Annotated in this window: 20 protein-coding genes and 3 pseudogenes; 11 read left to right on the top strand and 12 right to left on the bottom strand. The window is 36.0% G+C overall.

Annotation, left to right across the window (positions count from 1 at the left end):
• Positions 1-69 precede the first annotated feature (69 nt).
• Positions 70-1,151: pseudogene (locus ACRRVD_RS02790) on the top strand (integrase core domain-containing protein).
• Positions 1,152-1,223: 72 nt separating this feature from the next.
• On the opposite strand, the gene ACRRVD_RS02785 reads toward ACRRVD_RS02790, so the two are convergent.
• Positions 1,224-1,607 carry a hypothetical protein gene (locus tag ACRRVD_RS02785; RefSeq protein WP_432461631.1) on the bottom strand — a complete coding sequence of 128 codons (384 nt, stop codon included), beginning with the start codon at positions 1,605-1,607 and terminating at the stop codon, positions 1,224-1,226.
• A gap of 116 nt (positions 1,608-1,723) precedes the next feature.
• Positions 1,724-1,853: pseudogene (locus ACRRVD_RS02780) on the bottom strand (IS5-like element ISCca3 family transposase); the annotation flags it as partial.
• Positions 1,854-2,051: 198 nt separating this feature from the next.
• On the opposite strand from ACRRVD_RS02780, the pseudogene ACRRVD_RS02775 reads away from it, so the two are divergent.
• The 8 genes and pseudogenes from ACRRVD_RS02775 to ACRRVD_RS02740 form a co-directional block, all read left to right on the top strand.
• Positions 2,052-2,359, top strand: a pseudogene (locus ACRRVD_RS02775) (IS1634-like element ISCca6 family transposase); the annotation flags it as partial.
• 291 nt (positions 2,360-2,650) lie between these two features.
• On the top strand, positions 2,651-3,274 hold the full coding sequence (locus ACRRVD_RS02770) for a hypothetical protein (protein ID WP_432461630.1): 624 nt from the start codon (positions 2,651-2,653) through the stop codon (positions 3,272-3,274).
• A 123-nt stretch (positions 3,275-3,397) separates the two neighbouring features.
• Positions 3,398-4,444 (top strand): tRNA preQ1(34) S-adenosylmethionine ribosyltransferase-isomerase QueA, encoded by a 1,047-nt coding sequence (queA, locus tag ACRRVD_RS02765; RefSeq protein ID WP_432461629.1) that lies wholly within the window; start codon positions 3,398-3,400, stop codon positions 4,442-4,444.
• A gap of 147 nt (positions 4,445-4,591) precedes the next feature.
• A complete protein-coding gene (locus ACRRVD_RS02760; RefSeq protein WP_432461628.1) occupies positions 4,592-7,213 on the top strand; it encodes a BamA/OMP85 family outer membrane protein in 2,622 nt (873 codons plus the stop codon).
• Between the two features lie 156 nt (positions 7,214-7,369).
• Positions 7,370-9,673, top strand: a complete 2,304-nt coding sequence (topA, locus tag ACRRVD_RS02755; protein WP_432461627.1) for a type I DNA topoisomerase — start codon at positions 7,370-7,372, stop codon at positions 9,671-9,673.
• A gap of 151 nt (positions 9,674-9,824) precedes the next feature.
• Positions 9,825-11,984, top strand: coding sequence for a MutS-related protein (locus ACRRVD_RS02750; RefSeq protein WP_432461626.1), 2,160 nt, complete (start codon positions 9,825-9,827; stop codon positions 11,982-11,984).
• Positions 11,985-12,000: 16 nt separating this feature from the next.
• Positions 12,001-12,414: a tRNA (adenosine(37)-N6)-threonylcarbamoyltransferase complex ATPase subunit type 1 TsaE gene (tsaE, locus tag ACRRVD_RS02745; protein WP_432461625.1), complete on the top strand. Its 414-nt coding sequence runs from the start codon at positions 12,001-12,003 to the stop codon at positions 12,412-12,414.
• A 471-nt stretch (positions 12,415-12,885) separates the two neighbouring features.
• Entirely contained in the window at positions 12,886-14,319 is a 1,434-nt protein-coding gene (locus ACRRVD_RS02740; RefSeq protein ID WP_432461624.1) for a sodium:solute symporter family protein, read from the top strand.
• 40 nt (positions 14,320-14,359) lie between these two features.
• Here ACRRVD_RS02740 and ACRRVD_RS02735 read toward each other — a convergent pair whose 3' ends face one another.
• The 10 genes from ACRRVD_RS02735 to rplU form a co-directional block, all read right to left on the bottom strand.
• Complete coding sequence (locus ACRRVD_RS02735; RefSeq protein WP_432461623.1) at positions 14,360-15,106, bottom strand: hypothetical protein; 747 nt, start codon at positions 15,104-15,106, stop codon at positions 14,360-14,362.
• Between the two features lie 48 nt (positions 15,107-15,154).
• Positions 15,155-15,787 carry a zinc metalloprotease gene (locus tag ACRRVD_RS02730; protein ID WP_432461622.1) on the bottom strand — a complete coding sequence of 211 codons (633 nt, stop codon included), beginning with the start codon at positions 15,785-15,787 and terminating at the stop codon, positions 15,155-15,157.
• 159 nt (positions 15,788-15,946) lie between these two features.
• Complete coding sequence (locus tag ACRRVD_RS02725; RefSeq protein WP_432461621.1) at positions 15,947-16,759, bottom strand: FAD-binding oxidoreductase; 813 nt, start codon at positions 16,757-16,759, stop codon at positions 15,947-15,949.
• 271 nt (positions 16,760-17,030) lie between these two features.
• Positions 17,031-18,479, bottom strand: a complete 1,449-nt coding sequence (gene sufB, locus ACRRVD_RS02720) for a Fe-S cluster assembly protein SufB (protein WP_432461620.1) — start codon at positions 18,477-18,479, stop codon at positions 17,031-17,033.
• 166 nt (positions 18,480-18,645) lie between these two features.
• Entirely contained in the window at positions 18,646-19,383 is a 738-nt protein-coding gene (rnc, locus tag ACRRVD_RS02715; RefSeq protein WP_432461619.1) for a ribonuclease III, read from the bottom strand.
• On the bottom strand, positions 19,368-20,618 hold the full coding sequence (gene fabF / locus ACRRVD_RS02710) for a beta-ketoacyl-ACP synthase II (RefSeq protein WP_432461618.1): 1,251 nt from the start codon (positions 20,616-20,618) through the stop codon (positions 19,368-19,370). The genes rnc and fabF overlap by 16 nt, the downstream gene beginning before the upstream one ends.
• A gap of 11 nt (positions 20,619-20,629) precedes the next feature.
• Complete coding sequence (gene acpP, locus ACRRVD_RS02705) at positions 20,630-20,884, bottom strand: acyl carrier protein (protein WP_432461617.1); 255 nt, start codon at positions 20,882-20,884, stop codon at positions 20,630-20,632.
• A gap of 121 nt (positions 20,885-21,005) precedes the next feature.
• On the bottom strand, positions 21,006-21,344 hold the full coding sequence (gene rpsP, locus ACRRVD_RS02700) for a 30S ribosomal protein S16 (RefSeq protein WP_432461616.1): 339 nt from the start codon (positions 21,342-21,344) through the stop codon (positions 21,006-21,008).
• Between the two features lie 86 nt (positions 21,345-21,430).
• Positions 21,431-21,685, bottom strand: coding sequence for a 50S ribosomal protein L27 (gene rpmA / locus ACRRVD_RS02695; RefSeq protein WP_432461615.1), 255 nt, complete (start codon positions 21,683-21,685; stop codon positions 21,431-21,433).
• A 9-nt stretch (positions 21,686-21,694) separates the two neighbouring features.
• Entirely contained in the window at positions 21,695-22,009 is a 315-nt protein-coding gene (rplU, locus tag ACRRVD_RS02690) for a 50S ribosomal protein L21 (RefSeq protein ID WP_432461614.1), read from the bottom strand.
• A 508-nt stretch (positions 22,010-22,517) separates the two neighbouring features.
• Here rplU and rpsT point away from each other — a divergent pair.
• Positions 22,518-22,784, top strand: coding sequence for a 30S ribosomal protein S20 (rpsT, locus tag ACRRVD_RS02685; protein ID WP_432461613.1), 267 nt, complete (start codon positions 22,518-22,520; stop codon positions 22,782-22,784).
• Between the two features lie 13 nt (positions 22,785-22,797).
• Complete coding sequence (radC, locus tag ACRRVD_RS02680) at positions 22,798-23,505, top strand: RadC family protein (RefSeq protein WP_432461612.1); 708 nt, start codon at positions 22,798-22,800, stop codon at positions 23,503-23,505.
• Positions 23,506-23,587 lie beyond the last annotated feature (82 nt).

The raw sequence follows: 23,587 nt of genomic DNA, 5'->3' as shown, positions 1-23,587 counted from the left end.
TGTTCAGTAGTTGAGATTTTAATCTGACAATTGTTAAATTGTGGTGTGATATAAATAGCGACGATTATTATGAACTTACATCAAAAAAATAAATTAAAACCTAAACTAGGTTTATTAGATCTAGCCAAAACGTTGGGTAATATCTCATTCAGCGTGTAAAAAGCCATGGGTTATAGATAGAATAATAGCTATTACCGCTTTAAATCCTTGTATGAAACAGGGCGGTCAACGCAGGCGTCTACAATGAGATTAAGCCGCAGGAAGCCGATCATGGCAATAGAGTAGATCCGGAGTATAGAAAAAGCACAGTAGTAGATCTTATGGCGAGTAGATTATTCCAGCCTATGGTCAACTCTAGGGTATCCAATGAGCTTAAATCAGCAAGGTATACTGTCTCTCCAGGCAGCTGTCAGGTCTATCTGGTTACGTAAATGATTTAAATAAATTATAAAAAAACGTCTTAAAGCATTAGAAGCCAAAATGGCGTCAAGATGGTCTTGTTTTAACTGAATCCCAGCTAGCCGCATTAGAAAAACGTAAGAATGAACCAGAAGCATTTGGAGAAATAGATACAGAACACCCTGTTATTTAGGCTGTCAAGATACTTATTATGTTGGTAACTTTAAAGGATAGGTAAGGTTTAATACCCAGGTATTTATAGATAGCTATTCTCGAGTAGCTAATGCAAAAACTCTATTACTGATAAAACAGCTTTGACAGCTGCTGATATGTTAAATGATTAGAGTACTGCCTTGGTATCAAGAACAAAGCATACCCCTCTTGCGCATTCTAACAGATAGAGGCACTGAAGTAAAAGGCAAAATAGAGCATCATGCCTTTGAGTCTGTTTATTTAAGCAATAGAAGGCATAGAACATACTGTTACTAAAGCCTATTCACCGCCAAACCAAGGGTTCTGTGAAACGGTTTAACAAAAACAATGAAACAGGAATTCTTTGATACAGCTATGCGTAAAAAATCTATACAGACCTGGATGATTTGCAAGAGGATTTAGATAACTGGTTACACTACTATAATCATGAGCGGACCCCATTCTGGAAAGTACTGTTACGGAAAAAACACTATACAAACTTGGCAAGATAGCAAAAAAACTAGTCTTTGGAAAAAAATAATCAAATCTCGTATCTTTAAAAAATACCTGACAAACTAAACCTTAACTGACATGAATACATTCTAAATTTTTACTTCCTGTCAGATTAAATCTCAACTACTACACATCATCTTACACTTCTCAACCGATCTGTTTTTAATAGTTCGTGTGGTTTCTATCTCTTTTATCCAGTTAGTTAATATATCTCTCAACTCATTTTTGCAATCTGTATAACAGCGATCATTTGTTTCGTATTCTTCTGTTACTTTATCAAGCATTTCATTTACCCAATTTTTCTTATACGTATCTAGCTCGATTTGTTTCTTTTGTTGCTTAGTAGCGAGGAGATTGTTCTTTACAAGATGATTCTGTACCTCAGGATTATAAGAAATACTCATAGCAGATTTACTGATATATTTGCTACAACCAGCAGTAAATAAAGAGCTTAGGCCAATACATAGCATTAGATGGAACTTTTTATAGTAGTAGATAATCATATTTTTTAAGCTTTAAATGTTAAATTTATAGTCCACTAAAAACTTATATAAGTTTTTATAAAACTTTATTTATTTATACTCATATTTATTTTTGTATATTGTAGATATACGCCCCCCTAAAAAAGCTTTAAAAGGATATTTGGAGTTCTATTATAAATTATAGGGTATAACTTCCATAATATGCTGCGTATGGGCTTTATCAGCCTCTATATATCTAGCTTCTGAGCTACGAAACCAACGTTTTAATTTTTAATAAATTTTAAGCTGACTTTTTATCCTAAAAGCTAAAAATCTATTGCAACGGTCTCCGCTTTGTTACATCGCATACAATAAAATTTATTAGTATAATTTTAGAAAAATTACTACTTAATACTTTATTTTAAGTTATGCAAAGGCCCAAGTATAAACAATAAACATAAAAAAAGCAAGCATTTTGCTTTATTAAAGGCGGATGCATTTGAGGTATCTTCTGTTTTTCTAAAAAAATAGCGTCGAGTACAAGCTTTGATGATGGTTATGACGTTTTGTTTAATGGTCTACAGTTTTTGTGAGCTTTGGGTGGATAAGTCTTTGATAAAAGATAAGACTACTGCTCCTAATCAACTTAAAAAGCCAACACAAAAGTCAACTATGATCTGGGTTTGTAGACTATTTCATGTTATGCATGAACTACATCTGCAATTTGAAGGCTGTATAAAAAATATGTAATCAATTTAAAAGAAGTTATTAAACAGATTATCAGATATTTTTGAACAAAAGCTATGCTTATTTACCGATTAAAAACAGCTATATAGTTTTTTACGCAAATACTATCCTTTTTTCAAAAAACCAATAAAAAATGAATTTTAAAAGAATAAACACAATAATATTCAATCACAATACCTTATTCAGGACAATAAAAACTTTTCTATAAAATAAAAACCCTTAAATAAATAGGTCATATAATTTTGCTGCCGGATAGTAAGATTAAATAAATATAAATTTATTTTTACCATAAAATAGCTGTAATTTAGCTCCCTATGAGGAGGATGGTAATTTTAGCTTTGTATTTTTCAATAGGTCTTAGTAGTGCCATGGCATTACCCGGCCGTTTTAGTGCTGAATGTTCCCCTTCTTGCGCTATTAATAGGGTGTATAGTCGAATGAAACCACCCCTTTGTACCAAAGGGAATCCCATAAGGCTCCATTTTGGTGGTGCCTATCACTTTTTTCTACAGGAGTACGTTAGCCTTAGTGTAGGTATTTCCTATGCTTTAAGCCATATGGAATGGACTCGCGTGGCTAGTGCATCGGCATCTCCTATACATGAGGCCTACTCTTTACGTTATGCGTGGGTACCTTTTCTATGTAGATTTTATACCAGTGAGGTAATGATTGATACCAGCATCTATTGTAAGCTAGGTCTCATACCCTCTATACATCTGCCTGAAAGATCGACTGTGCCATACGATTCAGACAAAGCTGATTTTTTAACCCAAAGGCCTTTAGGCTGTTTTATCCTTTTAGGTGGTGGCGTGAAGTATGATTTTAGTTTGACCAATAGCCTTGCTGTAGGATTAAGTTATTGTTGGGATGTACCTGGTGTGATGTATAAAGAAGATTCAAATGATGGTTCAACCTATCTTCATAACAACTTTGTTTGCCTTGATTTTTGTTTTTTATTTTAACCATACGTGCTAAGTATATTTAAATATATGAAGCATAAGTAATGATCTTCAATGGAAAATTAGGAACATTTGCCCAAAGCAGCCTATAAAAGACATATAACTTTTTTAAATTATATACATATTATGAAACTATCAAATTTTAAGTTTGACCTGCCAGCGCACAGCATTGCACAGTATCCAATCGAGGCAAAGGAAGATGCCCGTTTAATGGTTGTACACAAGGATAGTGGCAAAATAGAGCATAAAACTTTTAAAGATCTGCCTGCTTATTTTAGTGAAGGGGATACTTTGGTGGTCAATGATTCTAAAGTGTTACCTTGTAAGCTTTATGGTTATAAAGAAAAAACAAATGCACAAGTAGAAGTACTTTTATTACGAAAATTGAATGATGAGCATGGTTTGTGGGATACGATTGTAGAACCAGCACGTAAAATTCGCATAGGGAATAAAATTTATTTTGGAAACGGTGATTTAGTCGCTGAAATTATAGATAATACGACTTCAAGAGGGCGCACGCTTAAATTGTTGTTTGACCGGACAGAAGAAGAATTTTATGCACTGATCAATCAAATTGGCCATATGCCTTTACCTCCTCAAATAGGACGTTCTTCGAAGCCAGAAGATAGGGAATATTATCAGACTATATTTGCCCAAAATATAGGTAGTATCGTATTGCCAGCTGCTGGATTGCATTTTACGCCTTATTTATTGAAATATTTAGCTTTACAGAATATTTCTGTTGTGCCGGTTACATTGCACATTGGTTTAGGTGAACTCAGTATCATTGATATGGAAGATCTAACTAAGGTAAGGGCCTCTTCTGAGCGTTTTACGATCACCCCAGAAACGGCAACGGTGGTAAACCAGAGCTTGCAGCATCAAAAAAAAGTTTGTGCCGTGGGGACTTCGGTATTAAGAGCTATGGAGTCTTCTGTTTCAGTTGCTTGTCAAATAAAACCGGCCAGTGACTGGACCAATAAGTTTATTTTGCCTTCTTATTCCTTTAAAGTTTGCAATGCATTATTGACTACCTTTCATCTTTCTTCTTCTATTTCTTTGGTCAACGTAGCTGCTTTTGGGGGAGAGGAATTAATTTTAGATGCGTATGCCGAAGCAATCAAAGAAGCCTATCGATTTTTTCTATATGGCGATTCTATGTTGATTATATAGTTGTATATATAGTGCATTTTTGTATGCCATACCATTAATAATTTCCTATATTCAGGAAAAGCTATCTTTTAGTAAGCTCTATTTTTTGAATCTTCAACGAAAAACAGAACATTTATTCTATTTATTATGCTAATGATTGCTACAAATATGAAAAAAATTAAGCGGTTGTGCAGCTTATTTATCCTGTGCTATCTACATATAGGATGGGCACAGCCTATCCTTGATACAACTGCTTACGCCGTACGCAAAATTCAGGTAGAGGGCAATCTTTTTGTAGATACTGACTTATTGATTGCACTTTCTGGTTTACAAGAGGGCGTAATAATTGATTCATCTTCTCAACAAATTCGTCGTTCTATTCTAAAAATCGCCAAACATGATGCTATCAAATCTGTTGCGATCTATTTATCTGAAGTGGATCAGATTAATCATTTGGCAACTTTTGTTATTCGTGTAGAAGAGCATCCTCAATTGGTCAACTATCTGTTAGAAGGGTTAACCCAAAAAGATCGAAAAGCCCTGCTGGAAAGCCTTGCCATAGATCGTCATGTTGCATTGTCTCCACTTTTTCTTCAAAAAACAGTTGCTAAGATTAAAAAATTCTTTTTAGAAAAAGGCTTCAGGGATGTGCAGCTCTCTACAGAATTGATTCCTTCCCAAACAATGGATCAAAAAATTACCTTAAAAATTAAGATACATAAAGGTAAAAAAAGTATAGTTCATAAAATCACCCTCGAAGGAAACAACCATTTAGATACCGATCTCTTACTTTATAATATTAACGCGTTAAAAGAAGCACCCCATTTTACACTGGTCCAGGATATTTTAAAAAAAAGCATTACCCTTGCACCGATTCGCAAAGGCGGTGTACTGTTGCAGTTGCCTAAGACGATAGATGAAGTGAAGCGTTATTTGTTTAGTCATGTTTCTTTTTTCCCTTCTGTTTTTACAGAAGAGAAATATTTAAAGGCTAAAGAGAATTTGATCCTTTTCTATCAATCAAAAGGATTTCGAGATGTACATATTGCAGCAGAACGTTTGAAACCTTCTAGGGGTGGAAAGTTAAATATTTATTTAAAAATTAATGAAGGAAAGCAATATACCATTCGTCATATCAAATGGGTGGGTAATTATGTTTATAGTGATCAAGTATTAGATAAATGGTTAAACCTGCAGGAAGGAAGAGTCTATGATCCGCTCTATATTAGCAGCCGCTTTACCCCTGGTATTGCAGCCCCAACCATTCGTGATTTATATGCCAATAATGGATATTTTAATTTCTCTGCAGAAGTTGTTGAAACCAGTCTACAAGACAATCAGGTAGATCTAGAAATTAGAATTCAAGAAGGTAAACAGTTTACCATCCGTCAAGTAGATATTATAGGTAATACATTAACCCATGATTACGTTATTCGCCGTGAACTACTGAGCTTACCTGGAGAAAAATACAACGAAGGACTTGTTCGAGCTTCCATACGCAACTTGGCCATGTTAAGATTATTTAAGCATGAAAAATTGAATCCAGATATACAGCCAAATCAAGCAAAAAATACAGTAGATCTTATTTATTCAGTAGAGGAACAGCCGCAGTTTGATATTAAACTCAATTGCAGTGGTGGTCACGGTATTATGGCCGGGCTTGAGCTCGGTTCTAATAATGTTTCTTTGCAAAACCTCTTTAGAGGGAAAATACCCATAGGTGGTGCGCAGGAGTTGCATTTAACCGCTCAGATAAATGGTAAAGATTACAAAAATTTCACTTTTTCTTTTCAAGAACCTTGGCTTTGGTTAAAATCCCACCCTTATATATTTTCCATAAGTTTCAATAGTGCCTTTCAAAACGCTTTGTATATTGGAAATCATGCATTGGACGATTGGGTAGACCTAAATATATTCCCAGTTGGAAAACAAGATAAAAAATCTATAATTTACTCCATCGGTAGCCGAGTAGGGCTAGGCAAAAAGTTTGCTAAATATTGGGAAATTCATTGGGGGGTGGATTACCACTACCATAGGTATGCATCCTATCCATTATTACAAGACCAGACAAAAAGATCAGGACCGGTACATGATTTTACATTAGATTTTGTCTTGCAGTATTCTAGTATCAATAATCCAAACTATCCTACTAGTGGAGCTTCTTGGTCTAACTTTCTAACCTTAACACCTCCCTATACTTTTTTGGGTTATACGCCCTCTGTAGCAACAGCTATACCACAGTTTAAAGAATTTGGAAAATTTATCATGGATGGATATTACTTTAAACGTTTGTTTGGTAATTGTGTTTTACATTTTCGTGGTCATGTTGGATTTTTACACAGCTTGTCTAGAAAAGAGATAGGCCCTTTTGAGCGATTTTATTTGGGCGGTACATCCAGTACGCCCATAAAATTATTGGGTACTAATTTTGTTACGTTACGTGGTTATCCAGATGAAAGTCTTACACCAGAAGACTATACAAGAAAGATAAAAGGGGGTGTTTTATTCAATAAACTTGTTTCAGAGTTGCGTTATCCAGTTGCGTTGGCACCTATTTGTTGCTATCTATTGGGATTTGTAGAAATAGGGGATAGTTGGTTAAACTATAAAGATTTCAACGTATATAATATGAAAAAATCTATAGGTGGTGGCATACGCCTTATCTTGCCTATACCTCTTATACCAATGCTTGGCTTGGATTTTGCTTATAGGTTGGATCCTGTAAAAGATATACGTAGTGCTAAAAGTTCTTTCGAATATCATTTCACCCTTGCACCTAGTATCCGTTAGGTAGCATAATTTATTCTTCACGCCACTATACCAATAAGCAAAAAAACCATGCTCTGTACAAATTAGTATTTTTGTAAAGTTTTATATTATAGGTCTATAATTATAATATTATATTATGTCATTGTAACATACGATTTTATTACAACAAACATTGTTATGGCAAGAAATCTAGTTATTGTTGAGTCACCTGCAAAAGCCAAAACCCTAGAACGTTATTTAGGCAGTAACTATCAAGTAGCCTCCTCTAATGGTCATATTAGAGATCTTATTAAAGGCAATAATGCCATTAACATTGAGCAAGGGTTTTTGCCTAGTTACGAAATCAGTCCTGGAAAGGAACGGGTGGTACAACATCTTAAAAAATTGGCCACTGGTTCTGATTGTATCTATCTAGCTAGTGACGACGATCGAGAAGGAGAGTCTATTTCGTGGCATTTAAAAGAGACGCTTGGGTTAAAAGATAATCAGGTGCAGCGCATTGTCTTTAGAGAAATTACTAAAATGGCTGTTTTAAATGCATTGAAACAGCCACGTGCCATTGACGCAGCTTTGGTAGATTCGCAACAGGCCAGACGTGTTTTAGATAGACTTGTAGGCTATGATCTATCGCCTTTATTATGGAAAAAGATCAAACCAGGTCTTTCTGCAGGCCGTGTACAATCTGTTGCGGTAAGGATGGTCGTAGAGCGAGAAAGAGCTATTGATCGTTTCGTTTCAACTGCTCATTTTGCCCTATCGGCTTTTTTTATTTTACCAACGGGACAGTTGTTGAAGGCAAATGGTACAGAGAAATTTAAAACAGCCGAAGAAGCCTTTGCATTTTTAGAACAGTGCCAAGAAGCCATTTTTTCTATTAAAGCATTGGATACAAAAGCATTAAAACGCTCCCCTTCTCCTCCTTTTATTACTTCTACATTACAACAAGAGGCTAGTAGAAAACTTGGCTATTCTGTCAACCGTACTATGGTACTTGCTCAGCAGCTCTATGAAACCGGTAAAATTTCCTATATGCGAACAGATTCCGTTAATCTGGCCAAAGAGGCGATACAAAGTATATCGGAGACGGTTTCAACTATCTATGGGGCTGCTTACTTTCAGGCTAGAGTCTATACTACTAAATCATCTACTGCACAAGAGGCCCATGAAGCGATACGACCTACTGATTTTTCATTAAAAGTAGCCAGTAGCCATAAAGACGAACAGCGGCTCTACGAACTAATTTGGCGTAGAGCCATCGCTTCTCAAATGGCCGATGCACAAATAGAAAAAACAATAGCAACGGTTCAAATTTCTACAACAGAACAGCCACTAATCGCAACCGGAGAAGTATTAAAATTTGAAGGCTTTTTAAAGGCATATATAGGCGATGAAGTTGATGAAGCAGAGGATTGCAAAACAATGTTGCCACCGCTCCATATAGGTCAAGAACTTGTTCTGGAAAAAATATTGGCTAGAGAACGGTTCAGTAATCCGCCCGCTCGCTATACGGAGGCTACTTTGGTCAGAGATCTAGAAGAAAAAGAAATCGGACGTCCATCTACTTATGCACCTATTATTGCGACTATTCAAAAAAGAGGGTATATCAAGTTGGAATCTCGTGAAGGCTTTCCACGTGCTTATAGGTTATTGACGCTACAAAATAAGCTGATTCATACAGAAACACTAACTGAAATTGTTCGTGCAGAGAAGCAAAAGCTTTTCCCAACGGATATGGCTGCCGTCGTCAATGATTTTTTGGTCAAACACTTCTCTGACGTGACGGACTATAGTTTTACCGCACATGTAGAGAAAGAGTTGGATAAGATTGCACAAGGTACGAAGATCTGGAATCAAATGCTAAGGGAATTTTACAATGGTTTTTATCCTAAAGTGCAAGCTACTGCGGGCATAGACCGAACTATGGTAAACTATACGAGGCCTTTAGGAAAAGATCCAGCAACCAATGCTTCGTTAATAGTCCGATTGGGCAAATATGGTCCATTGGTTCAGTTAGGTATTGAAGCAGATGGTCGTGAGGAAGCACCTCGTTTTGCAGGATTACGCACCAATCAGCGTATGGAAACCATTACCCTAGAAGAGGCTTTGGAACTTTTTCAACTACCACGCTTAGTAGGAACCTTTGAAACGCTACCACTGATGATCAATATAGGCCGATTTGGCCCATACATTAAACATGGTTCCCTTTTTTATTCTATACCAAAAACAGATGATCCATTTACCATGGATGAACAAAATGCAATAGCGATTATTGAAGCCAAACGGAAAGTAGATGCTGAAAAATTGATCAAAACTTTTCCTGAAGATCCGACTATACAAATTTTAAATGGAAGATGGGGCGCTTATATTAAAAATGATAAAAAACATACCCGTATTCCTAAAGATATTACAGATCCTAAGTCGCTTAGCTTAAAAGAATGTTTGAATATTATGGAAAGCAATCTAAAATCAAAAAATAAATAAAAAATTGTTATTACTTGTTTGTTGCATAAAACAGTGACAGGATTTTTTAATCCATAAAACTTTATATGTAAATTACATATAGTATAGTAAAAGCGAGAAAGCAATTTCTCTTTAACAGATTCAAAAGTAATCTTTGTTTTTTTTACCCATTATGAGCCACAATAAGAATCGTAATACCATCATTATATTTTGTTTTACCTTATTATTGCAATGTATGCGTAGTGACTGCATATGGGCTGATCCAAAGGTAACGTATGGATCAACTACTGCAAAAATTGCACATCATTACCTGAGGTCTTTTACTATTCTTCCTGCCTCTTCTACTTTATTGCCTTCAAAAACAAAGAAAAAAAACACTTTACAAACGGATAGTATAAAATTGGCTGAAAGCACCCAGCGCAAAGTTGTATTACGTACGATATTTGCTAATATTGATGTCAATATTCCGACAGAAAGTGGTAGTATACTGAACAATAATGCATGGACAGATTTAATCCTTTTTTGTGGGAGTCCTAATAATCTACCTTATCACTTCCTCTCGCGCATTAATCGTACCACTACTGTACTAGGTGAGTGTGCATTGGCTACACTTTTGGTAACACCAACCAGTAATATTACAACACTAACCAACCGTCAACAAACTTTGCAACTGTTATTAGAAGATCCGACTTCTTTGGCAAATTTAAAACAAGCTTTGGCATCCTACCGAAGCGTAGAACAACGTTTAATTTCTTTATGGACCCATACAGATCCACTTTATAGCCATGCATATAGGAATTATATGCATCAGCGCTTCCTATTATCTAATCCTGCTGCCAATAAAATAGCGCGTAAGCTTAATACCCGGATTTTTTTTAGAAACCTTTTAGATATATATGGAGAATTTGTTTCCCTTCCGATAGTAGGCCTATTTTGGTGTGAAGCTACCCACTGGATGACTTCTATTTCAAAAGGAGGTTATATACAAGGCAGTAGAAGCAGTAGCTATGCCCCTTTTTCCTTATTTGTGCCGATTGTCTCCATCGGATCTGTTATAGAGCATTATAAGCATACCAACGGCCAGCCATCTCTTTTACCTTTTTTAGGTGTAGCAGCTACGCACACGGCAGCTGTATGGCGCGGTTATTGTGGCATAAAAAGTTATAAAGAGTATAGTGCTGTTTTTCGCAGCCTGGCCAACCGTATGCGGGATGTACAAATTTTTATGCAAACCATCCAACAGATCAGTAATATTGTAGCAGGTAATCCAGCATTAGAAGCCAATTATGCTCCATCCTTAAGCGCAATAAGGGCTCTATTGGAAAAACGTAAAGAAGCCACTGAAATAGGTATTTTAATACGTAACTTGCTGGATATGAAACTTAATAATTGGTCCTATATTCGTGGAAACAGTGGTAAGTTACTCGCTACATACAATTTATTCATAGAACATAAAGATTCCTTAAAATCGGCTATGTATGCATTGGGCCAGTTAGATAGCTTTATAGGCATAGCTACTTTGGTAAAAGAAGCCAAAGCAACTTTTCCAACGCACTGTTATACTTTCACTAAGTTCTTAGATCGTTCAGAACAAACTACTCCATGTATAATGTTAGATGGAATGTGGTATCCCATGCTCAATCCTGAAACGGTTGTAGATAATACTATAGAAATGAATGCCCATAAAACTCGTAATATGATCCTTTGTGGACCGAATGCAGGTGGAAAATCTTCTTTTATTTCTGGTGTAGCAAGTAATTTACTACTCAGCCAAACCTTTGGAATTGCAGCGGCTAAAAGTGCGGTTATTACTCCTTTTGATAAGATCAACACCTTTATAGAACTCAAGGACGATATAGCCTGTGGTGCTTCTCTCTTTATGGTAGAAGTAGAACGCATGCATCGGTATATGAATATGCTGGAAAACGCCAGCCCCAATGAATTTATTTTTACTATTTCTGATGAACCTTTTGCCCGTACCAACCCAGTTGAAGCCAGTGCTGCAGCTTATAGTATATTGGCTGGTATGGCCAAATATACTAATGCGCTTCATATTGTTTCTACACATTATCCAATTTTAATGCATCTAGCCGATAAATTTAAAGACAGAGGTATTAGAAATTTTAAAGTTTTTATAGATAAAAAGCCAGGTCAAAAATTACACTATACTTATAAAGTTGTACCAGGTGAGTCAGACCAATCCATTGCTTTGAAAATACTTGAACAGGAAGGATACGATCCAGCACTATTGAAACAGGCAGAGGATATTGTTCAAAATACTCAAAAGTGGCCTTTGTTAAAATACTTTCAAGGAAAGGATAAAAAAGAATAAAATGTAGCAACCACAGATGATCTTAAAAAGTGTTTGGAAAGAGCTATCGCACACAGCTTATCAATTGCTAGCTTATGCAGCTGACCACAGAATATGGTTGCTAGAAGGGCCTATAGGTTCTGGTAAAACCACTTTAATTAAGGAGCTTTGTAAGGCGCTACAAACGGTTCATACCGTCAATAGCCCAACTTTTTCAATTATTAATGAATATGAAATGGTAGATCATACGCCTATTTACCATTTTGATTGCTACAGGCTGGATAATGTTGATGATGCAATTGCACTAGATTTTGAAAGTTATTTTGCTTCTGGTTGCTATTGTTTTATAGAATGGCCTTCAAAAATTCAATCCATTTTACCTTTACATTATTTCTTGATTACGATAGAAGTAAAAACAGTGACAAGCAGAAATCTGATTTGTCATATATAGTAGCTGATGTCCGCATACTTTATGCGGATTGGTTGTGACCTATGTATTAACGTGAGTTTAGAAAACTTTCCTGTACACAATTGTATAAAGAAAATTTTATCTAAATTAGATTGGTTATCAGTATTATATTTTATAAAGTAGTTGATAATGATAGCTAAAATAGCTAATTTTTAATAAAAAACGTAAAATAAGTTGCTTAATTTTGTGCAAATCATTAAAATGCACAATCCTGCACTTATGCTTGTATAGTGGGTAAGAAAAATAGAGCCTATCCAAATAAGGATAGATAGTCTTAATACAAGTTTGGTCTCTAATAAAAAGCATAAAAATAGGGTTTGTCATGGTGGAAGCAGTGGTAAAAATCAGGGAGGCTAATTTTATGCTTTTATAAAAGCATTTATGCAATTTATTTCTTTCATCAATACATTTATCTAGTTCTATTTGGTCATGCTATTCGATATTTCATTGTGTATGATAATATATTTTTTATTATCTGTTGCCTTGCTCTCTTTTTACGCTATTAGAAAAAGGATTACTTCTTTTCGACCTTATGCTGTAGGGAATAGGGTATTTTCTACAGCTAGCTTGACTGCTACTATATTGGCTACTTATTATGGAGGAGGGACCATGATGAGTTATATCACACAATTTTCTGATGGAATTTTCTGGGTAAGTTGGAGGATTTTTGGTGTGATGGCTGCTTGTTTTACGCTCAGTTGGCTGGGTATGCGTATGGGTAAGTTTATGTACCATATTTCTATGGCAGAGACAATGGGTCGCGCCTATGGAAAGTATCCAAGAATCATTACCGCTCTATTGAACATTTGTTATTCTACTGTTTTGGTTGCTATGCAAATTGATATTATGACCCAGGCTGTAAGTATCTGTATCACATCAGTTAGCCCATTATTTATTACCATACTGACTACTTTAATGCTTGTTACCTATGCTATATTTGGTGGTATTCGTGCAATTGTTTTGACCGATGTATGGCAATGTATTACTTTTTCTATTATTATTTGCCTCTTAGCATGCTTTATGTTTAAACAAACAGATCGATCATTTGGTCAAGTCGTTGCCTTTACAGCTGCTCAAAAAAAATTTGGGTTAAGCTATTTATTGCTTCATGATAGAAAACTAGTAGCTACACTGCGCTATGTATCTACTTTTTTCTATTGTATAGAACCAGCTTTTGTACATAATATTTATATGGCTTCTAGTCCCCAGCAATCGAAAAAGGCGTTCTTATATGCTGGTATTTTGGGTGCTATTATTATGATATGTTTCTCATTAGTTGGCTTATTTATTTTTGTATGGGTACCATCAAATCTATCAGAAATAGAAATTTGGGATTATATAATGGTACATACTTCACCTTTATTAAAAGGAATTATTTGTATTTGTGTATTAGCCATGACTATGTCTACAGCTGATTCTAGGCTACATATTTGTGCAGTGATGATCAGCTATGATATAGTACCCAATATATTGCCTATGCGTCTTAGAAAGAAACTTTCCTTTATCTATCATTATAGAATAGCCCATATGACTATATTGGTTTTGGCTACCTTATCCATACCATTGGCCCTTAGTAGTAACTATTTTATTGCAAGCCATATCTGTCGTTTCTATGGCCGTTTGTATGCGCCTATAGTCGTTGCTCCATTTATTCTAGCTGTTTTAGGATTTCGTACTACCCAACGTACTGTGTTAATCGGTATGGTTGCAGGTGCATTATCTGTTTTTGCTTGGCTCGAATGGGTTTATCCTCTATTAAAGACCACTGATAGTATTTTTCCTTGTATGTTGGTTAATGGCTTAGTAATGCTGGTTGTACACTATTTATGGCCAGATCAAAAGCGTATAAAAGAGCCAAACGATAACCACCAATTAATCAATCAATAAGCTTAAGCATCAAAAGAGGTTTGTATGACCTTGCATGAGTTTATGTGATTTTTTTGTAAAAAAAGATAGTACCTCTTTCTGAGGCTAGCTTAATAGCCTCTTGAGTAGAAATGGAATCTTGACTCGTATTGTTATCGAAATACCACTTTTTTTCCGATTGTACAAATCGAATAGAATGTTCTTCTGAAGCAGGACTATGCTTTGCTATATGTATCAAAAATCCTATTAAAGCATAGGTATGCTTTTCCGAGTTACCGGCGTTGGATCTAACTGTTATAAATTCTGCTCCAACCAATCTACGCTTATCACAGCTATTATGCTGCTGATTGTTATCAAATACAATCACTAATCTACTGGGTAGTGGATGCGATAGAGCGATACTAGCTGTTTTTTTTCTATCTAGTAGGTGCGCTTCTATGAAGCTACTGAAATCATTTTGTGCATATGCCGCAGCAGGTAGGGGTATACGTAAGCTTCTTAGTTTTTTTGAATTACGAAATTGGGATGATAAAAGATCAGACCAACCTATATCGTTTAAAATAACTGCTACATCATTATTTATTTTGTTAGAAAGAGCGGGGAATAATGTATAGCCATTAGATATAGGTTGCGTAGGTCCTTTTATATTATTTTGCGATCTGTTGAATAGTTTTTTGTTTTCTGTAGGAGCAATAGGTCCAGCTTCATATCTAGGTGCATCTCTTTTACAACCTACACCGATTGCTATTGATAATAGCCCTATAAGGATTAGCTGCATTTGGTACAACAAAACTAATTTCCATTCCATACAATAGAGCTTATTTGTGCAGGTTAAAGCGTACGATATGTTTTTTTATTACCATTTTCTTACCTGTTGCCAGAGTTTACAGTAATGCCATCCAGCTATAAAGAGTTGCATGATAAAGAACCAGTGATAGCCTTTAAGATACAAAAGAGGAATGGCAATCGCAGCAGCGACCAAGCCGATGATAATACTGGCCAGATACCCCTTATAGCCAAAAAAATTTTCTAGTATATAACGCAACAACCAGCCACCATCCAGTGGCGCGATGGGTATTAAATTCAGCAGCAACCATCTACTATTTAGATACATAGTTATACAGAGCAAATATTTCAACAGATAGCTATTAAAAATATTAAATTCAAGCAAAAGATAGGCCGTCAGGGTCAATAATCCTTGAAAAAGGGGACCTGCAAGGGTAATTAAAAATTTTTGTTTACATGTTAAATGTGCAGCATTGAAGCAAGTTGTGCCACCAAAAGCTTGTAATACAATGTTGGGTGCGGCATCAAAAAAAAGAGCTGCCAACGCATGACCATATTCATGTACCAATATGCTTAAAGTAAAAACACTAGACCATAGCAAAATTTCTATATAGTGGCTATCTATTCTGCTTATTACCAACAATAAAAATATCCAATAACTTAGGTCAATAGATACTGAAATTTTTAAAAATTTAAAACGCAAAACGGTACTATATTTTAGGTGATCGACCTATAAATTAAATAGGCAATAGTATGATAGGGCCACTTTAGGCAATTCAATTTCTAAATGATAAGCCGCCCATAGCGTTACGCTTTTTTCTTTCTTAAGCTGTCCATTGCTTGTTTTTTAATAAGTTCTATTTTACACCCTACGAGAGATATACTTTTCTCTTCTTATAGATTGTAGATTAAAACCCATGTTTTGCAACTGTTCAATACTTTCATCAATCATATATGGATTACCGCATAGATATACCAAATCCGTCATTGGATTTAAATCAAGGCTTTCAAAGGCGGATTGTACATAGCCTACATATTGATAAGGAGCTGTCTCTGCATCTGCTCTACTCAGATAGCCACGAAAGTGAAAGGTTGGGTATTTTTCGGAAAAAGCAATAAAATCTTCTGCATAAAGCAGGTCACTCGCATAACGTACACCTAGTAGCAAGGTTACCTTCAGCTTTTTATCTTCTTCTAGCCGTTTGGCAAGTGTAGGCAACATAGAACGATAAGGTGCTACACCAGTTCCAGTAGCTACCAATAGGTAGTGAGTTGGTTTTTCTGCTGCTTGAAGGATAAGCCTACCTTTAGGTCCAACACAATCTAATAGATCTCCGCTTTTTAGATTAAAGAGGATGTTAGTTGCAAAGCCGCCCTGAACAGGAGCTATTGCGATGTCCAATTGGTTGGTTTGCGAAGCGCTATTGGCTAAGCTGTAACTACGTGGTACTATTTTTCCAGAGGGATGTGGCAATAAAAAAGTAATAAATTGACCTGGTATAAATGGGAAAGGTAGTTTATCCAAACGTCTAAAAGACAACTCTGCTACACTAGGTGTAAGCATTGTGGAGGCTATAAACTCAACTTTAAATTGATTTTGTTCCATTTTTTCTATTATAATACCCGTAAAATTTTTGCTACTTTCTTTGGGTAACGTTTCGGTGTTTACTTTCAAATCTAAAAAAAATTAACCATCTGTCGAAACTTTTTACGATAAACTAAATGACAATATTAAAAATTAGGCTATTGACTGGTTGTTGAATTTTTATCAAAATTCATTCAGATACAGTTATAAAAACGAATGATAAACGTTTAGTTCGAACAAGAAATGGTTTGGTTTGGTATTAAAGTCATGAGACTGCTGCAATAGATTTTTAATGTTTAGGTGTGTGATTCATAGAGATTGTTACATCTATGCTGTCTGGTTAAATTTAAATTACTAGAGATTATCCAACACTACCTTCCAGTGTAAGCGCCAATAGTTTTTGTGCTTCTACCGCAAACTCCATAGGCAATTGATTGAGTACTTCTTTGCAATAACCATTGACAATAAGTGCAATAGCAGTTTCATGATCGATACCACGTTGATTGCAATAAAAAAGTTGATCCTCACTAATTTTAGATGTAGTCGCTTCATGTGCTACTTGGCCGGTTGGATTGCTTACTACTATATAAGGAAAAGTATGCGCACCACAGCTATTACCAATTAACAAAGAATCACACTGAGAAAAATTAGTGGCATCTGCTGCTCCAGGGGCGATCTTGACCAACCCCCTATAGCTGTTGTTGGATTGACCAGCTGCAATACCTTTAGCTACAATCCGACTCTTAGTATGTTTACCCAAGTGGATCATTTTTGTACCTGTATCTGCTTGCTGTCTGTTTTTGGTTACTGCTACAGAATAAAATTCACCTACTGAATGGTCTCCCATTAAAATGCAACTCGGATACTTCCAAGTAATAGCCGAACCAGTTTCTACTTGCGTCCATGAAATTTTAGCGTAGGCGCCAGCACAAAGGCCCCGCTTGGTTACAAAATTATAGACGCCACCTACGCCATCTTTATTGCCTGGATACCAATTTTGTACCGTAGCATATTTTACATGTGCACCTCTTGCAGCATAAATTTCTACTACAGCGGCATGTAATTGATGTTCATCCCGCATAGGTGCTGTACACCCCTCTAAATAGCTAACATAGGCATCTTCTTCTGCGACAATCAAGGTGCGTTCAAATTGACCGGTATTAGTGGCGTTGATGCGAAAGTAGGTAGAAAGTTCCATAGGACAATAGACCCCCTTGGGAATGTAGCAAAAGGACCCATCACTAAAGACAGCGCTATTAAGGGCAGCAAAATAATTATCGGTCATAGGGACTACTTTACCCAAATATTTTTCAACCAAATTAGGATATTGTTGAACAGCTTCACTAAAAGAACAAAAAATAATGCCTAGCTTGTTTAATGTATCTTTAAAAGTTGTGGCCACGGAAACACTATCTAACACCACATCCATCGCTACACCCGTTAGTCTTTTTTGCTCTTCTAACGAAATACCTAATCGCTTAAAAGTAGCCAAAAGTTCTGGATCAGCCTCTTCTAAACTATTTAACGCTATCTTTTGTTTGGGTGCTGCGTAATAAATAATATTTTGGTAATCTATAGGTGGATAGACAACTTTTGCCCAAGCAGGCTCTTTTAATTTAGACCAATGATAAAAGGCTTCTAAACGGCGTTTGACCAACCACTTTGGCTCTTTTTTTTTCTCAGCAATAAGGCGAATAGTAGCTTCCGTTAAGCCTTTGGGAATGGTATCTACAGGAATATTGCTTTCAAATCCATAACGATAATCAGATGAATAAATAAGATCTTGTATATCTTGTGATTCTTTTGCCATAATTGTTCTAGATAGATGCTATTTTTAGAAAATAAGAACGAAAGCCTTCGATTGAGGCAACCATTAATAAATTTTCAATGCATCTGTTTAGCTTTCTAGCTGCGCTGCCTAAAAGTAGGAAATGGTTTTTGTAAAAAGCCGTAATTGAAAAGGCTACTGAGCGCTTTTAATTTGTTTCTATTTGTTCCGTATATTTTAGGGCCTGCTGAGCAGCCATTTGTTCCGCACATTTTTTAGTTCTACCTGTCCCCTCTCCCATAACTTTTTCACCTATAAGCACCTGAGCAGTAAATTCTTTATAGCGTTCACATTGTTTCTCTTCAAGAATTTTGAAAACTACTTGAAGGTGATATTTGTGTGCCCATTGAATGATCTTACTTTTAAAATTGGTATCATGTTCTATCAGATCTTTTATACTTATATAGTTGACTATCAAATAATCAATAACAAATTTTTGGCAGCGTTCATAGCCATGATCTAAATAAACAGCACCAATAAAAGCCTCTAAGGCATTGCCATACATAAATTTATGGCCACTTGATTTTATCAGATTGGTATCATAATGCAATAGCTTATCTAAATGCATTTTACGTGCCAACCCATTTAAAGCATCCCTATTGACCAATCTTGACCGTATGTCTGTTAAAAAACCTTCTTCTTTTAATGGATATTTCTTGAAAAGATAGTCTGCAACAATAGCAGATAATACAGCATCACCTAGAAATTCAAGTCGTTCATTCGAGGTATGTCCTTCTTCTATAGAACTATGCTGAAGGGCTACCTTATATAAAGCTAGATTTATAGGCACCATTCCGGTAACTGCTCTTATAAAGGAAACCAACTGCTGGGTAGCAGGATTTTGCTTTGTAAAAATATGTTGGAATAAATTCAGGAATCTTCCCATTTTTTGAAGATTATAGAAACGTTATGTCCACCAAAACCAAAGGCATTGTTTTGGGCAAATAAAATGGTTCTTTTTACTGCATTATTTAAGATCAGATTGATTTGTGGATCAATGGCTTTATCTACTGTTTTATGATTAATCGTTGGGGGAACGACTTGATGCAACAAGGCCAAAACAGTAGCAATAGACTCTATCGCCCCTGCTGCACCCAACAAGTGGCCGGTCATGGACTTAGTCGAACTAATATTAAGCTTATAAGCATGGGCACCAAATACATGTTGAATAGCCTCTATCTCATTGACATCGCCCAATGGAGTGCTGGTACCATGGGCATTAATGTAATCTATACTATCTGGTGTAATTTGGGCACTCGTCAAAGCACGCTGCAATGCCAAAATGACGCCTCCTGTATCTGGTGCGGTAATGTGATGGGCATCTGCAGACATCCCTATACCTACTAATTCGGCATAAATTTTAGCATTTCTTTTTTTGGCATGGGTATAAGATTCAAGAATTAAAGCACCTGCTCCTTCTCCCATCACAAAACCATCTCTGGTCTGATCAAAAGGACGTGAAGCAGTTAAGTAGTCTTCATTGCGTTGAGAAAGCGCTTGTAATGCATTAAATCCAGCGATGCCTATTTGAATAATAGGCGCTTCTGAACCACCTGCTACTACTACATCTGCATCCCCTAGTTTAATCAATTGGAAAGCAGCTACTATAGCGTTTACTGCAGAAGCACATGCTGCAACTGTAGCAAAATTAGGCCCCTTAAAACCATATCTAATAGATAAATGACCAGAGGGAATATCTGGTATAATTTTAGGAATAAAAAAAGGATTGATTTTAGGGTCCATACCACTAGCAGCAAAGCCTAAAACCGTTGCTTCTGTAGTACCTAAACCACCTATACCAGAACCCCATACAACCCCTACACGTTCTTTATCTACCAAAGGAGTAATTAATCCAGCATCTTGTATGGCTTCATCTCCAGCTACCATAGCATACTGAGCAAATGGATCCATTCGCTTTATATCTTTTGCATCAAGATGGTTATGGGGATCATACTCTTTTAAGGTACAAGCAAACTTGGTTTTATGTTTAGTTGTATCAAAGCTGGTGATGAGGGCTGCGCCACTTTGACCAGAAACCAGGCCATCCCAATATGCCTTAATATTATTGCCAATTGGGGTAAGAGCACCTAATCCTGTAACCACTACTCTTGTGGAGCACATACGAAAATCAACTAAGTCTTACGTTTGGATAAGATTTTTTCTAAATAATCTACCACACTACCAACTGTTTGCAGGTGAGTCGCTTCATCATCCTTAATCTGTACATCAAAAACCTTTTCAAGTTCCATAATCAAGTCTACTTGATCTAAGGAATCGGCACCGAGGTCATTTACAAAATGAGCAGTAGGCAACGCTTCTTGCACTGAAACATTTAGTTTATCCACAAGAATGGCTACTACTTTATCCATAATATCTTTTTTATTCATTTAATTAACTATTTTGTAATTTGGTGAAAATGAATTTGATTAGTAAAATTACTATGCTACTGGCACTTACCTAAGGTAATAGATAAAAAAATTAAACAACTATTATAAGTGGGGTAGCCACTTATTTTATCCGGTCTGCTTGCCAACTAGTAAATTTTTGATTGGCTTGCTCTTGGGTGATGGCCTCTTTCATAACACCTACTTGAAGATGCTTTTTAAGCATAACACCCTGCTTCGACAAAAGTTTTTTTACCGTATCGGTAGGTTGCGCACCTTGAAAAAGCCACTTTAATGCACTGGCTTCATTAAGTTTAATGGTTGAAGGAGCTGTATTGGGATTATAGTTCCCAATTTTTTCTATAAAACGACCATCTCGTGGCGACCTTGCGTCTGCTACAACGATATCATATTCTGCTAAATGTCTTCTACCACATCTAGCTAACCTTATTTTTACAGCCATAGTGTTGCCTTTCTAGCGAATTTTGTTCGAAAATGTTTAATAAATTACTTTTTTACTTGTTAAGAAAAGCTGTATGTAATGATGGGCTACATACTATCCACCGAAACAATAGAGCGAAGGTCTTTCTTTTTTTTAAAGACTACTATACCATTGGATAAGGCAAATAGGGTATGGTCTCTGCCTAACCCAACATTTTTACCAGGATAATAACGGGTACCTCTTTGCCGAACAAGGATATAGCCAGCCATTACACTTTCTCCACCATATTTTTTTATGCCAAGCCGCTTACTTTCTGAATCTCTTCCGTTACGGGAGCTACCTGCCCCCTTCTTATGTGCCATGCGATTGTATTACTTTATAATGTCTTCAATAACAACTTTGGTATGCTCTTGACGATGGCCGCGTTTAACTTTATATCCATTTCGCCTTTTTTTCTTAAAAACAATAATTTTATCTCCTTTGGTATGTTCCAATACTTTTGCCTTAACAGTTACTTTATTTAGTATAGGAGCACCAATTACTACTGTGCCTTCCTCGTCATCTAAAAGTAGTACTTTATCAAAAGTAAGCAAAGTACCTACCTCACTTTGCAATTTAGGGGTATAAAGCCACTGCTCTTTGGAAACTTTAAATTGGGCTCCAGCTATTTCTACAATTGCATACATATATTTCTATAAGCTAAAAGAATAATATTTTTTCTACTACTAGAAAGAATAAATCCCAACAAAGTTAAGCTTTATTCTATAAAATAAAAAATGGCTAACCGATATTATTTGTTATGTTTGTTTTTTACAGCTCGTTTTTTTGTTAAATAGATTTAACCATCTCAAAAAGCTTGTCTAGTTTGTTTGTTGTTCTAGGTTGCCTAATAATATAGTGTAAAAGGACCATAACTAGCCCATTCATCAACATACAAGGTACGTGGCCACTGGTTGTACCCAGTATAGACGCGCCATCCATTTTTGCCAATCCAAAATAGCTAGCAAGCCAGCAATCATCCCTATAACGTCAATTCTGGATTACAGTTAATATATCACTTTTTTCTCGGATATGATCTGAAGTAATGCAAGCGTTTTGGTTGGGTATATCTTGGACATCAAGTAATTGAATGATATGCAAAAAAGTAGTATCTTGTATGCAAAGAAAGCATTTAAAACATTTAATTCCATTCATATGGCAAATCACAAATCAGCTGAAAAACGCATACGATCAAGTCATACTAAGTATCTTCGCAATCGTTATCAGCTAAAAACATGTAGAACCTTTATGAAAAAGGTGGGTAATTTTACAGATAAAACCGCTGCAGAGCAGTTGTTACCTAAGGTTTTTTCTATGCTGGATAAATTAGCAGCAAAAAACATTGTGCATAAAAATAAAAGTGCCAATAGTAAAGCTAAGCTGGCTAAATATGTCAATAGGTTAACTGCAACTGTAGCCTAATTGCTTAAGTGATATGGCAGCAGAGATGTACGCAACAGTTCCGCTTAAGATTCAAGACTGGGCGCCTGAAGATCGGCCAAGGGAAAAGCTACTACAAAAGGGAGCAGCAGCCTTAACCGATGCAGAGCTTTTAGCTGTTCTTATAGGCTCTGGTACACGTAACACAAGTGTTGTAATGCTGGCACAGCATATCTTAAAAATGAATGGCAATAGTCTTCAAGAGCTGGCCAAACGTTCTGTACAAGAATTACAGCGATTTAGGGGTATAGGGGCAGCAAAAGCAATTGCTATTGTTTGTGCTATGGAACTTACTCGTAGGCGAACACATGAGCCATTTCGAAAAAAAGAACTGGTTAACAGTTCTTTTAAAGCTTATAAATTACTACAGCCAGATTTAACCGATAAATCTATAGAAGAGTTTTGGATCTTGTTGCTGAATAGGGCAAATTATCTTATCAAGAAAATAAAAGTCAGCAGTGGAGGCACGAGTAGAACTATTGTAGATGCTAAGTTCTTATTTAGATTGGTGTTAGACCATCAAGCTGTTTCTATTATATTGGCACACAATCATCCTTCTGGCAATACGGTTCCAAGTACTGCTGATATTGAATTAACCAGCTCCCTTGACAAGGCTGGGAAATTGCTTGATATAGCCGTTTTAGACCATATTATATTTACAGATAGAAATTATTTCAGTTTTTCTGATGAAGGAATGCTTTGAGACCATAGCTTCCAAAGTAGCTTTCTTGAGGGATAGCTGGTAAAAAACTTATATCCCAATAGGATATATATTGATGATCGTT

It is taken from the genome of Candidatus Cardinium hertigii, from assembly GCF_050864915.1.
Lineage (GTDB): Bacteria > Bacteroidota > Bacteroidia > Cytophagales > Amoebophilaceae > Cardinium > Cardinium hertigii_D.
The sequence above is the reverse complement of the archived record's forward strand: the minus strand, read 5'-3'. Positions and strand labels throughout refer to the sequence as shown.

Excerpts from the sequence above, each read along its gene's own strand:
- ACRRVD_RS02735 (WP_432461623.1), bottom strand. The coding sequence starts at position 15,106 with ATGGAATGGAAATTAGTTTTGTTGTACCAAATGCAGCTAATCCTTATA.
- queA (WP_432461629.1), top strand. The coding sequence starts at position 3,398 with ATGAAACTATCAAATTTTAAGTTTGACCTGCCAGCGCACAGCATTGCA.
- acpP (WP_432461617.1), bottom strand. The coding sequence starts at position 20,884 with ATGAATAAAAAAGATATTATGGATAAAGTAGTAGCCATTCTTGTGGAT.
- tsaE (WP_432461625.1), top strand. The coding sequence starts at position 12,001 with ATGATCTTAAAAAGTGTTTGGAAAGAGCTATCGCACACAGCTTATCAA.
- ACRRVD_RS02785 (WP_432461631.1), bottom strand. The coding sequence starts at position 1,607 with ATGATTATCTACTACTATAAAAAGTTCCATCTAATGCTATGTATTGGC.
- fabF (WP_432461618.1), bottom strand. The coding sequence starts at position 20,618 with ATGTGCTCCACAAGAGTAGTGGTTACAGGATTAGGTGCTCTTACCCCA.
- ACRRVD_RS02760 (WP_432461628.1), top strand. The coding sequence starts at position 4,592 with ATGAAAAAAATTAAGCGGTTGTGCAGCTTATTTATCCTGTGCTATCTA.
- sufB (WP_432461620.1), bottom strand. The coding sequence starts at position 18,479 with ATGGCAAAAGAATCACAAGATATACAAGATCTTATTTATTCATCTGAT.
- topA (WP_432461627.1), top strand. The coding sequence starts at position 7,370 with ATGGCAAGAAATCTAGTTATTGTTGAGTCACCTGCAAAAGCCAAAACC.
- rplU (WP_432461614.1), bottom strand. The coding sequence starts at position 22,009 with ATGTATGCAATTGTAGAAATAGCTGGAGCCCAATTTAAAGTTTCCAAA.
- ACRRVD_RS02750 (WP_432461626.1), top strand. The coding sequence starts at position 9,825 with ATGAGCCACAATAAGAATCGTAATACCATCATTATATTTTGTTTTACC.
- rpsT (WP_432461613.1), top strand. The coding sequence starts at position 22,518 with ATGGCAAATCACAAATCAGCTGAAAAACGCATACGATCAAGTCATACT.
- rpsP (WP_432461616.1), bottom strand. The coding sequence starts at position 21,344 with ATGGCTGTAAAAATAAGGTTAGCTAGATGTGGTAGAAGACATTTAGCA.
- rnc (WP_432461619.1), bottom strand. The coding sequence starts at position 19,383 with ATGGGAAGATTCCTGAATTTATTCCAACATATTTTTACAAAGCAAAAT.
- ACRRVD_RS02740 (WP_432461624.1), top strand. The coding sequence starts at position 12,886 with ATGATAATATATTTTTTATTATCTGTTGCCTTGCTCTCTTTTTACGCT.
- radC (WP_432461612.1), top strand. The coding sequence starts at position 22,798 with ATGGCAGCAGAGATGTACGCAACAGTTCCGCTTAAGATTCAAGACTGG.
- rpmA (WP_432461615.1), bottom strand. The coding sequence starts at position 21,685 with ATGGCACATAAGAAGGGGGCAGGTAGCTCCCGTAACGGAAGAGATTCA.